Genomic DNA, 12858 nt, shown 5'->3' with positions numbered 1-12858 from the left:
CGGCCACGCTGATCGGACGCCTCCGTTGATCGAACACGCACTTGTGGTGCTGTTCGCACTGTGCGCAGCCGTCTGCGCCGCCGTCGGCATCGTCGTGCGCCAGCGCGCGACCATCGACGTGCCGCCCGAACATGGCGTCAGCGTCGTCATGATCTCGACGCTCCTGAGCCGCCGACTGTGGTGGGCCGGGACCGGCGCGGCCGTCGCCGGCTATGTCTTCCAGGCCCTGGCCTTGGCGCACGGCTCCCTGATGTTGGTCCAGCCACTGCTGGTCTCGGCATTGCTCTTCGCGCTGCCACTGAGTGCGCACCAGGCGCACCGCCGGGTGACCCGCGGCGAGTGGTTGTGGGCCGGATTGCTGACCATCGGGCTGGCGGGATTCGTCGTGCTGGCCCGGCCTGAGCGCGACGAACACCTGGCCTCACCAGGGGTTATCGTCCTGGTCGCCGCGGTGTGCGCCGCAGTGATCGTCGGCTGCGTGCTGTTGGCGGTGCGGTGCAGCGGCTGGCAGCGTGCGGTTCTGCTGGCAGTCGGTGTCGGCGTGCTGTTCGGTGTCGTCGCCGTGGTGACCAAGATCTTCATGGCGATCCTGCAGAACCGGGGCTGGCTCGGCTTGCTGACGACGCCGGCGCCGTACCTGCTCATCATCTTGGGCGCGGTGGCGACCGTGCTGCAGCAGTCCGCGTTCCATGCCGGTGCGTTGCAGACCTCGGTGCCGACGATGCTCGTGCTGGAGCCGGTGGTGGCCGTTATCCTCGGCGCCTTGGTCCTCGGTGAGGGCTTCGACACAACTGGAGTCGAGGCCGTCGCGCTCGTGGTGTCCATCGGCGCCATGGCGGCGGCGACCATTGCCCTCGGTCGAGACGAGGGCGCGTACGAAACGCAGGCGGGCGCGAAGGTGGCGCCGCCGATCGCACCGCAGCAGGTGCAACCGACCTCAGAACGCTGACCTCAGCGGTGTGGTTTGTCACACAGCACTCCCGGGCATATCGTTAGTTTTGCTAACGTTGTATATGGCGACGCTGGTGAACTAATTGATGAAGGTTGTTATGTCGAACGAAGAAACCGCACTTACCGACGAGCTGACGCAGCGCATCGCTGACCTCTGCGCCACCGACCCGCAACTTGCCGCCGCCCGGCCGCTGGCCGCGGTCGGCGCCGCCCTCGACGAGCCCGGAATCCGGCTGACCGACATGATCAGCGCTGTCATGGCGGCCTACGCCGACCGGCCCGCTCTCGGGCAGCGCGCCGTCGAATACGTCGCCGATGACGCCGGCCGCACCGTCTCCCGGCTGCTGCCGCGCTACGACACCATCACCTACGGCGAGGCCTGGCGGCAGATCAAGGCCATCGGCAACGCCCTGCTCACCGGACCCGATGCCGTCGCCGCCGGCGACCGCGTCGCCATGCTCGGTTTCACGAGCGCCGAATTCACGATCATCGATACCGCGCTGGCGCGCGCCGGCGTCGTCGCCGTCCCGCTGCAGACCAGCGCACCCGCCGAGCAGCTGCGCCCCATCCTCGACGAGACCGAGCCCGTCGCCTTGTTCGCCGACGTGAAGTTCCTGGACGAGGCCGTCGAGCTGGTCGCGGGCTCGGGTGCTGCCGTCAAGCGCGTGGTCGTGTTCGATCACCACGCCCAGGTCGATGACGAGCGCGAGGCCGTCGTACGGGCCGCGACGCAGTTGGCAGAGCGCGGCATCGTTGTCGAGACTCTTGCCGACCTGGTGACGCGCGGCACCGCGCTCCCGACCGTCGAGCCCGTCGTCTCAGCGGATCCGGACCCGCTGCTGGTCCTGATCTACACCTCCGGCAGCACCGGCACCCCCAAGGGCGCCATGTACCCCGAGCGGCTGGTCGCCAACGCCTGGCGGACCGGTCTGACGCATCAGCAGCCCGCGCTGCCGTCGATAGTCCTGAGCTTCCTGCCGATGAGCCACATGATGGGCCGCGGCACCGTCTACCGCACGCTCGCCCACGGCGGCACCGTCTACTTCGCCGCCAAGAGCGACCTGTCCACCCTGCTGGAGGACATCGCGCTGGTCCGGCCGACGCAGATGACCTTCGTGCCCCGGGTCTGGGAGATGATCCACCAGGAGGTGCAGAGCGAGGTCGACCGCCGGGGGATGGACGGCGTCTCCGAGCAGCAGGTGCTCGACGAACGCAGCGCCAGCCTGATCGGTGGGCGGCAGCTCGTCGCGATGACCGGGTCGGCTCCGATCTCGCCGGAGCTCAAGGCCTGGGTGCAGAAATTCCTCGGGCTGGAGCTGATGGAGGCCTACGGCTCGACCGAAGCCGGCGGCGTCATGATCAGCGGCCACGTGAGCCGCCCACCGGTGATCGACTACAAGCTGATCGACGTGCCCGAGCTCGGCTACCTGTCGACCGACCGGCCACATCCGCGTGGCGAATTGCTCTTGAAATCAACAGATTTGATCCCGGGCTACTACAAGCGGCCCGACGTCACCGCTGACGTCTTCGACGTGGACGGCTTCTACCGCACCGGTGACATCGTCGCCGAGCTCGGCCCCGATCACCTGCAGTATCTGGATCGCCGCAACAATGTGCTGAAGCTGGCGCAGGGCGAGTTCGTGACGGTGTCGAAGCTCGAAGCGGCCTTCGGCACCAGCCCGCTGATCCGTCAGATCTACGTGTACGGCAACAGTTCTCGCTCCTACCTGCTGGCGGTGATCGTGCCTACTTCGGAAGCTCTGAGCGGCGCCGGCGTTCCGGAGGCCTTGCGTCCCGAACTGGCCGACGCACTGCAGGCGGTGGCCCGCGAGTCCGGGCTGCAGTCGTACGAGATTCCCCGCGACTTCATCATCGAGACCGAACCATTCTCGCTGGAGAACGGGCTGCTGACCGGTGTGCGCAAGCTGGCCTGGCCGAAGCTGAAGGCCCGCTACGGCGCCGAGTTGGAGCAGCTGTACACCGAACTGGCCGAGGGTCAGGCCGCCGAACTGCGCGCGCTGCGTTCGTTGCGGGCGTCCGACGCCCCGGTGCTCGAGACCGTGCTGCGCGCTGTCGGCGCCACGCTCGGAGCGGCCAGTTCCGACGTCGCGGGCGACGCCCACTTCACCGACCTGGGTGGAGATTCGTTGTCGGCGTTGACCTTCGGCAACCTCTTGGAGGAGATCTTCGAGGTCGAGGTACCGGTCGGCGTGATCGTCAGCCCGGCCACCGACCTGGCCGGCGTGGCGGCCTACATCGAAGGGGAGCGCGCGCCCGGCAGCAAGCGGCCGACGTTCTCCACGGTGCACGGCCGCGGCGCCACCGAGGCGCGCGCCGCAGACCTGACGCTGGACAAGTTCATCGACGCCGCGACATTGGCCGCGGCACCGTCGTTGCCGGGGCCGGTGTCCGAGGTACGGACCGTATTACTCACGGGCGCAACCGGATTCCTGGGTCGCTACCTGGCGCTGGAATGGCTGGAGCGGATGGATCTGGTCGACGGCAAGGTCATCTGCCTGGTCCGTGGCAAGTCCGACGCCGACGCCCGGGCCCGCCTGGACGCGACGTTCGACAGCGGCGATCCGGAGCTGCTGGAGCACTACCGGTCGCTGTCCGACCACCTTGAGGTGATCGCCGGCGACAAGGGCGAGGCCAATCTCGGTCTGCCGCCGGAGGTTTGGCAGCGACTGGCCGACACCGTCGACTTCATCGTGGACCCGGCGGCGCTGGTGAACCACGTGCTGCCCTACAGCGAGCTGTTCGGGCCCAACGCGCTGGGCACCGCCGAGCTGATCCGCATTGCGTTGACCACACGGATCAAGCCGTTCGCCTACGTCTCGACCATCGCGGTCGGCGGCGGCGTGGCGCCCGGCAAATTCGTCGAAGACGCCGATGTGCGCGTCATGAGCGCGGTGCGGTCGGTCGACGACAGCTACGCGAACGGCTACGGCAACAGCAAATGGGCCGGCGAGGTCCTGCTGCGCGAGGCCAATGATCTTTGCGGCCTTCCGGTTTCGGTGTTCCGCTGCGACATGATCCTGGCCGATACGACGTACGCGGGCCAGCTCAACCTGCCCGACATGTTCACCCGCATGATGTTCTCGCTGGTGGCCACCGGCATCGCGCCGTACTCGTTCTACGAGCTGGCTTCCGACGGAAAGCGCCTGCGCGCCCACTACGACGGGCTGCCGGTCGAGTTCGTCTCCGAGTCCATCTCGACGCTGGCCGTGCAGGTCGCGGCCGGTGCGTCCGACTCGACGTTCGAGACGTACCACGTGATGAACCCGTACGACGACGGCATCGGCATGGACGAGTTCGTCGACTGGCTGATCGAAGCGGGGTATTCCATTGCCCGCGTTGATGATTACGCCGACTGGCTGGCCAGGTTCGAGACGGGTCTGCGCGGCTTGCCGGACCGTCAGCGCCAGGCATCACTGCTGCCGCTGCTGCACAACTACCAGCAGCCGAGCTACCCGGTGCCGGGGTCCATCGCCCCGGTGGAGCGGTTCCGGGCCGCGGTGCAGAACGCGAAAATCGGTGCGGACAAAGATATTCCGCACATCGGTGCGCCGGTGATCGTCAAGTACATCACCGATCTGCAGCTGCTCGGCCTGCTCTAACGCGTGATTTGTGCACGATTTTCCGCGGTGAGCGCGGAAAATCGTGCACAAATCACAGGAAACTGGCAGGCAATCGCCGGAACAACGGCGGCCGCGCCAGCGTCATTCAATTAGTGGGGATGCAACGGGGCGTACCCATTCGAGATTTCGATTTTTCGTGAGGTTTCTTCATGTCGATTGACCATGCCGACAGTGCTCTTGCCCGCCGGATCGCCGATTTGTCCGCCAATGATCCGCAGTTCGCCGCGGTCGTCCCGATCGAGTCGGTGGCTCAGTCGGTCGAGAAGCCCGGCATGCGACTGCCCGAGATCGTGAAGACCGTTCTCGAGGGCTACGCCGACCGGACCGCCCTCGGCCAGCGCGCCGTCGAGTTCGTCACCGAGAACGGCCGCACCGTCGCACGACTGCTGCCCAAGTACGACACCATCACCTACGGCGAACTGTGGGAGCGCGTCCGCGCCGTCGCCGCCGCACTGCACGCTGACGGCGTCAAGGCCGGCGACCGCGTCGCCATCCTCGGCTTCACCAGCACCGACTACACCGTCATCGACACCGCGCTCGGACAGATCGGCGCCGTGTCGGTGCCGCTGCAGACCAGCTCCGCGGCGTCGTCGCTGCTGCCGATCGTCGCCGAGACCGAGCCGGTGCTGATCGCGGTGAGCGCGGGCTACGTCGCCGACGCGGTCGAACTCGCGGTCGGTGGCCCCGCCCCGGCCCGGTTCGTGGTGTTCGACCACCACGCCGAGGTCGACGACGAGCGCGAGGCTGTCGAGGAGGCGCGGGCCGCGCTGTCGGGTCTGAACGTCACCGTCGAGACTTTCGGCGAGGTACTGGCTCGCGGCCGCGACCTGCCGTCCGCCCCGACTCCGGTCTTCGATGAGGCCGACCCGCTGACCCTGCTGATCTACACCTCCGGCTCGACCGGTGCCCCCAAGGGCGCGATGTACCCCGAGAGCAACATGACGAGCTTCTGGCGGCGGGCCAGCTCGGCGTGGTTCGGCCCGAGCGAGGCTTCGATCAACCTGGCTTTCATGCCGATGAGCCACGTCATGGGCCGCGGCATCCTGTACTCCAGCCTGGCCAACGGCGGCATCGTCTACTTCGCCGCCAAGAGCGACCTGTCCACTCTCCTCGACGATTTCGCGCTGGCGCGCCCCACCGAGCTGAACCTGGTGCCCCGCGTCTGGGAGATGCTGTACCTGGAATTCCAGAGCCGCGTCGACAAGCTGGTCCCGGCCGGTGCCGGCGAGGCCGAGCGTGACGGCATCGAGCAGCAGGTGATGGCCGACATGCGGGAGAACCTGATCGGTGGCCGCTACATCAAGGCGATGACCGGCTCTGCGCCCATCACCGACGAGCTCAAGGCCTGGGTCGAGAAGTTCCTCGGCATCCACGTGCTGGAGGGCTACGGCTCCACTGAGGCCGGCATGGTCTTCTTCGACGGCGTCATCCAGCGCCCGCCGACCCTCGACTACAAGCTGGTCGACGTGCCCGACCTGGGCTACTACCTGACCGACCAGCCGTACCCGCGCGGTGAGCTGCTGGTGAAGACCGAGTACCTGTTCCCGGGCTACTACAAGCGGCCCGAGGTCACCGCGAGCGTGTTCGACGAGGACGGTTTCTACCGCACCGGCGACGTGGTCGCCGAGATCGGCCCGGACCAGATCCGGTACGTCGACCGTCGCAACAATGTGCTGAAGCTGGCGCAGGGCGAGTTCGTCACGCTGGCCAAGCTGGAAGCGGCCTTCAGCAACAACAGCCCGCTGGTCCGGCAGATCTACGTCTACGGCAACAGTGCCCAGCCGTACCTGCTGGCCGTGGTCGTCCCGACCGAAGATGCCTTGGCCCGTTGGGATTCCGCCGAGCTGAAGCAGCAGATCAGCGACTCACTGCAGGAGGTCGCCAAGGCGGCCGAACTGCAGTCCTACGAGATTCCCCGCGATTTCATCGTCGAGACCGAACCGTTCTCGTTGGAGAACGGCCTGCTGACTGGCATCCGCAAGCTGGCCTGGCCGAAGCTCAAGGCGCACTACGGCCCGGTGTTGGAAGACCTGTACGTGAGTCTTGCTGCGGGACAGGCCGATGAGCTGCGCGCGCTGCGCCAGCACGGCGCCGAAGGCCCCGCGCTGCCGACCGTCATTCGCGCGGCCAGTGCACTGCTCGGTGCGTCCGGTGAGGTGTCGGCCGATGCCCACTTCACCGATCTCGGTGGAGACTCGTTGTCCGCGTTGACCTTCGGCAACCTGCTCGAAGAGATCTTCGGCGTCGAGGTGCAGGTCGGCATCATCGTCAGCCCGGCCAACGATCTGGCGGCGCTCGCGGCCTACATCGAGAACGAACGCAGCGGTGGCGCCAAGCGGCCCAGCTTCAGCTCGGTGCACGGCAAGAACGCCGCCGAGGTGCGCGCCGCGGACCTGACGCTGGACAAGTTCGTCGATGCTCAGACGCTGGCTGCGGCGCCGTCGCTGCCGGGACCCGCGTCGGAGGTGCGGACCGTATTGCTCACGGGTGCAACCGGATTCCTGGGTCGCTACCTGGCGCTGGAGTGGCTGGAGCGGATGGACCTGGTCGATGGCAAGGTGATCGCCCTGGTGCGCGCCAAGTCCGACGGAGAGGCTCGTGCCCGTCTCGACGCCACGTTCGATTCCGGTGACCCGAAGCTGCTGGCGCACTACCAGGCGCTGGCCGCTGATCACCTCGAAGTGATCGCCGGCGACAAGGGTGACGAGAATCTCGGTCTGCCGCAGGAGGTTTGGCAGCGGCTCGCCGACGAGGTCGACGTGATCGTCGATCCGGCGGCGCTGGTGAACCACGTGCTGCCCTACAGCGAACTGTTCGGGCCCAACGCACTCGGTACCGCCGAACTGATCCGCATCGCCCTGACCACCCGGCAGAAGCCGTACATCTACGTCTCGACCATCGGCGTCGGTGACCAGTTGGCACCGGGCACGTTCACCGAAGAGGCGGACGTGCGCGCAATGAGCCCGGTGCGTGCCGTGCACGACGGGTACGCCAACGGCTACGGCAACAGCAAGTGGGCCGGCGAGGTACTGCTGCGTGAGGCCAATGATCTTTGCGGCCTTCCGGTTTCGGTGTTCCGCTGCGACATGATCCTGGCCGACACCAGCTATGCCGGACAGCTCAACCTGCCCGACATGTTCACCCGCATGATGTTCTCGTTGGTGGCTACCGGTATCGCCCCGTACTCGTTCTACGAGCGGGACGACGAGGGCAAGCGGCAGGCCGCGCACTACGACGGGCTGCCCGTCGAGTTCATCGCCGAGGCCATCGACACCCTGGGCGTGCGGCCCGCCGGCGAGTTCGTCACCTATCACGTGATGAACCCGCACTCCGACGGCCTGGGCATGGACGAGTTCGTCGACTGGCTGATCGACGCCGGGTATTCCATTGCCCGCGTTGATGATTACGCCGAATGGCTGGCCCGCTTCGAGACCACCCTGCGGGCCCTGCCGGACCGGCAGCGCCAGGCGTCGCTGCTGCCGCTGCTGCACAACTACCAGAAGCCGGAGCACCCGCACAACGGGTCCATCGCCCCGGTGGTGGTGTTCCGCGAGGCGGTGCAGGACGCAAAGCTGGGCCCGGACAAGGACATTCCGCATGTCACTGCGCCGGTGATCGTCAAGTACATCACCGATCTGCAGCTGCTCGGCCTGCTCTGACCCGGTGGTTTGTGCACGATTTTCCGCGGCTGCCGCGGAAAATCGTGCACAAATCGCTCAAGCGCTAGGGGGCTAGGGGGCGATCAGGACACCGGCATCGGACGCAGCGTGCTGCAGTTCGTAGATGTCCAGGTCGCCCCAGTCGTTGATCGGCCCGGTGTAGGAGCCCAGCCAGGGCACCACACCGGGATCCGGCGCGACACCGAGGTTGAAGGCCTGCATGCCGGGCAGGTGGTGCTCGAAGAAGTTACCGAGGATGTCGACGGCGAAGATGATGTCGTTGATCGGGTTCGGGCCCCACAGCGCGGACGCGTTGAACAGCGGGTTCGCCGCCTCCGGGTCACCGATCATCACGATGTTGCCGTAGTGCGGCTTGCTGCCGCCGGTGGGGTCGTAGGCCGGCATGAAGGGCTGCAGCCCCGGCAGATCGGTGGAGAAGTACGCCGCGGTGTCGCCGTAGGTCTCGATATTGACGAAGTTCTGCGCTGCGCTGTTGTTCCCGGGCACCGACGTGTTCAGGCCGGGACCCTCGAAGCCGATGCCGCCACGGCCCGTCTTCTGTGCGACGAACTGGGCTTCCCAACCACCTAGCGAGTGGCCGGTCACGAAGATGTCATCGGTGGTGTAGCCCTGTTCGAGAGCCGCGGCTTCGACCTTCCGCTCGAACGCCAGCGAGTCCCAGAACGCCTGCGGCGTGGTGTGGGTGAAGATGACCTGCATGTCCGTGAAGATTTGCGACAGCGCGATCAGCGGATGGAACAGCAGATTGGTGCCACCCGTCGTGCCCTGGTAGGCGACGATGATCTGGCCCTCCGGCGTCACCCACGCCTTGCCGACGGCGCCCGACAGCGGATTGAAGGTCTGCATCTGAAAGCCGTTGACAGTGAACGGTTTCAGATCACCCGGTTGGGCCCCGAGTACGTAGGCGTTGGCCGAGGCATTCAGGAACTGCTCCACGGTCGGGGTGTCGCCGCTGGTCGGGCCGGTGTAGGTCAGCTCCGGCACCACGGGCTTCGAGGTCGGGGTCTTGCTCAGCCCGAGCATGTCCTCGATGCGCCGGAACCCCGCGAACAGCGCCTCGGAAATGGGCGACCAGTTGAACGGGCTCTTCGGGCCGGTCTGCGCGACCGTCAGGTCCAGCACCTGCAGGACGGTGTTGATGATGCGTCCGGGCAGCTGGATGATCTTGGCGATCGGGTTCAGCGGCTGCGGTGGCGTCGGTGTTGTCAGGGTGCCGACGGTGTTGTTGGTGGCGGACAGGGCCGCGAGGCGCGTGGTCGGTGCGGGCGTCTTGGCCGGCGCGGGGGTATTGGTGGCAGCGGCCGGCGGCGTGGACACAGTGGCCGCGGTGGCGCTGACTGCGGCGTCCTTGGCGGGGGCGGTCGCGGTGGCCGGCTTGAGCTTCGGTGCCTTCTTGCTGTCGCCGGCGGGCTTGATCGAGTCAGAGCCCTTTTGCACGACAGGGGGTTTCGCCGGCTTGGTGGCGGGCTTGACGTCCGGCTTTGTGTCCGGCTTGGCCTCCGGCTCCGCGCCTGACTTGGCAGGGTCGGTGGCCGACGTATCAGTGGCGGTGTCTTGCTTGGTGTCGGACTTGTCAGCGTCCTTGCCGGTGTCCTTGCCAGTCTTCTTCCCGGGCTTCTTCGTGTCCTTCTTGTCCGTGTTCGCCGGCTTGGGCTTGGCGGGGCCGGGCTTCTGGGGTCCGGATTGGCTGGTCGGGCTGCCGTTCGAATCGTTGGCCCCGGTCTCGGCCCAGGCAACGTTCTGGCTGGTCGCGGCCGCGATACCCACGGCGGCGGCAAGCACCGCGAGGCGGTACCGACTGAATTTGCGCTGACTGAGCCCCGACCGTGTCCCCACAGGTGTCCCCTTTGACATCCCAGGTGCCCGCTGACGCGCGCACGAATCAGACGACACTATGACATCAGGTGATGTCAGTCACGATCAGGATTGCCAAACACCTGGATCACTGCGCGATCAGCGGACCCGCGCTGCCGCTGCCTCCGGCATCGGCTCGTACCTGGCGAAAGAACGGGTGAACGACCCGGCGCCGTGGGACAACGACCGCAGTTCGATCGGGTACCGGGTCAGCTCGATCTCCGGAATCTCGGCATCGATGCCGGTGCAGGAATCGCCGGCGGTGTCGGTGCCCAACACGCGGCCGCGCCGTCCCGAGAGGTCACTCATCACCGCGCCGACCATTTCATCGGGCACCACGATGTGCACGCTGTCGATGGGTTCGAGCAGATTCACCGACGCGGCAGCGGCCGCCTCGCGCAGTGCCAACCCGCCCGCGAGCTGGAAGGCGTAGTCCGACGAGTCAACGCTGTGCGCCTTGCCGTCCAGCAGCGTGACGCGGATGTCGACCATCGGGTAGCCGCAGGTGCCCCGATCCATCTGGGCGCGAACGCCTTTCTCCACGCTCGGGATGAACTGGCGCGGCACCGCACCGCCCACCACCTTGTCGACGAACTCGAACCCGGCGCCTTCGGGCAGCGGCTCGACGGCGATGTCACAGACCGCGAACTGTCCGTGCCCGCCGGACTGTTTGACGTGCCGGCCGTGCCCTTTCGCGTTGCCGCCGAACGTCTCTCGGAGCGGTACCCGCAGTTCCGTGGTGTCGACCGCGACCCCGAACCGTCGGGACAGCGCGTCGAGCACCACCGCCGAATGGGCTTCGCCCATGCACCACAACACGATCTGATGGGTGTGCGGATTCTGCTCGATCCGCAGCGTCGGGTCCTCGGCGGACAGCCGGGCCAGCCCCACCGACAGCTTGTCCTCGTCGGTCTTGGCGTGCGGCACGATCGCCATCGGGAGCAGCGGCGCCGGCATGGTCCACGGCCGGCACACCATCGGGGAAGCCTTGTCCGACAAGGTGTCTCCGGTCTCGGCGCAGGTCAGCCGCGCGATGGCACAGATGTCCCCGGCGATCACCTCGGGAGCGGGGCGCTGCTTGCGGCCCAACGGAAACGACAGTGCCCCGACGCGCTCGTCCTCGTCGTGATCATCGTGCTCGGCGCAGCCGGCGGCTGAATCGGCGAATGAATTGAAATGGCCCGACACGTGAACCGTCGTGTCGGGCCTGATGGTGCCGGAAAATACCCGGACCAAACTGACCTTGCCGACATACGGATCCGACGTCGTCTTCACCACCTCTGCCAACAGGGGTGCGGCCGGATCGCAGGCGGGCGCGGGCTTTTCCACACCGGCCGGCGTGAACACCTGCGGCGGCACATGCTCTGGGGGAGAGGGGAATCCGCGGGCGATGACATCGAGCAATTCAGCTGCCCCGGTCCCCGTCGTGCTGCATACCGGGATCACCGGGAAGAACGAACCGCGGGCCACCGCGCGCTCGAGGTCGGCAACCAGCACCGCGTTGTCGATCTGTTCGCCGCTCAGGTACCGCTCCATCAACGTTTCGTCCTCGGACTCCTCGATGATGCCCTCGATCAGGGTCGCGTCGTCCGCCAGCAGGGAGACGAGCCCGTCGCCGTCGGGCAGATACAGCGGAATCACCTTGTCCCCGAAGGATTCTTGCGCTGACTCCACGGCGCCGGCGAAGCTGGCGCGCGCGTGGTCGAGTTTGGTCACCACGACGGCGCGCGGCATCCCGACGTCGGCGCATTCCCGCCACAAAGACCTGGTGGCAGCGTCCACCACGTCGTTGGCCGCCATCACGAACAACGCACAGTCGGCAGCCCGCAGCCCGGCCCGCAACTCACCGACGAAATCGGCATAGCCTGGGGTGTCCAACAGATTGACCTTCACCGGCCCGTGCTGCAGTGAGGCCAGCGCCAACCCGACCGACCGCTGCTGCTCGAGTTCGGCAGGCTCGTGGTCGCAGACCGTGGTGCCGTCGAGCACCGTCCCCGCCCGCGTCAGCACGCCCGCATGCAGCAGCAGCGCCTCGACCAGAGTGGTCTTGCCGGAGCCAGATGGCCCCACCAGAACCACATTTCGGATCGACGCCGGACTGTCCGCGCTGGGCGCGGCGCCGGATGAGTTATTCGACTTGTCCGCCATGGCGTGCCCCTATCGACGACTCACGTCCACCATGCTCCTGTCGCGACCGTCGGCACAAGACTCAGACGCAAGACTCAGGACTCAAGCGTGCCAGGAACTCCATCTGGAGACCGCGACCCGGATCACCGGGCCATCGAGCGCCACCCGGTCGTACTGGTGGTACTTGGCCCGCAGCAGCGAGTAGCCGATGGCCATCTCGTCGCCGCTCGGGTGCACCGTGGCGTTGCCGTCGGCGCGGGCCCACCAGAGCTGGGACCAGTCGTCGTCGTAGTCCTCGGCGAGCAGGCTCACGCGCGGGTTGGCCGCGATGTTGTCCAGCCGCCGCAGGTGCTGCGTCGACTTCCGCTTGGCGTCCACCGCCGTATAGAGCAGGTCCCCACTGACTGCGAAGACGACCGGGACCACATGTGGCTGGCCTTCGGCGGAAACCGTGGCCAGCACCGCGACAGGCGCGGCGGCGAACTCGGCGGCGGCGTCGGACATCAGCGGTGCCGCGGGTTCGGAGCGACGCTCATGGGCATCCGGGTCACGTTGATCTCGGGTGGGCGGGCAGGTGTGGCCGGTTCGGCCGGAGGGTGGTAGGC

The 12858-nt window shown here is 67.1% G+C and carries 6 protein-coding genes; 3 read left to right on the top strand and 3 right to left on the bottom strand.

What is annotated here, in order from left to right:
- Positions 1-25 precede the first annotated feature (25 nt).
- From TL10_RS09605 to car (TL10_RS09595), 3 genes are all read left to right on the top strand, one after another.
- Positions 26-949, top strand: a complete 924-nt coding sequence (locus TL10_RS09605) for a DMT family transporter (protein ID WP_043985478.1) — start codon at positions 26-28, stop codon at positions 947-949.
- Positions 950-1049: 100 nt separating this feature from the next.
- Positions 1050-4571 carry a carboxylic acid reductase gene (gene car, locus TL10_RS09600; protein WP_043985477.1) on the top strand — a complete coding sequence of 1174 codons (3522 nt, stop codon included), beginning with the start codon at positions 1050-1052 and terminating at the stop codon, positions 4569-4571.
- A 170-nt stretch (positions 4572-4741) separates the two neighbouring features.
- Positions 4742-8251: a carboxylic acid reductase gene (gene car / locus TL10_RS09595; RefSeq protein WP_043985476.1), complete on the top strand. Its 3510-nt coding sequence runs from the start codon at positions 4742-4744 to the stop codon at positions 8249-8251.
- A 72-nt stretch (positions 8252-8323) separates the two neighbouring features.
- Here car (TL10_RS09595) and TL10_RS09590 read toward each other — a convergent pair whose 3' ends face one another.
- The 3 genes from TL10_RS09590 to TL10_RS09580 form a co-directional block, all read right to left on the bottom strand.
- Positions 8324-10108 (bottom strand): hypothetical protein, encoded by a 1785-nt coding sequence (locus TL10_RS09590; RefSeq protein ID WP_234711416.1) that lies wholly within the window; start codon positions 10106-10108, stop codon positions 8324-8326.
- Positions 10109-10225: 117 nt separating this feature from the next.
- Positions 10226-12274 carry an elongation factor G gene (locus TL10_RS09585; RefSeq protein WP_043985474.1) on the bottom strand — a complete coding sequence of 683 codons (2049 nt, stop codon included), beginning with the start codon at positions 12272-12274 and terminating at the stop codon, positions 10226-10228.
- Between the two features lie 81 nt (positions 12275-12355).
- Positions 12356-12757: a TIGR03668 family PPOX class F420-dependent oxidoreductase gene (locus TL10_RS09580; protein WP_043985473.1), complete on the bottom strand. Its 402-nt coding sequence runs from the start codon at positions 12755-12757 to the stop codon at positions 12356-12358.
- Positions 12758-12858: the final 101 nt, after the last annotated feature.

This window comes from Mycolicibacterium llatzerense (assembly GCF_000878195.1).
Classification (GTDB): domain Bacteria; phylum Actinomycetota; class Actinomycetes; order Mycobacteriales; family Mycobacteriaceae; genus Mycobacterium; species Mycobacterium llatzerense.
This window is presented reverse-complemented; position numbering and strand designations above follow the sequence as displayed.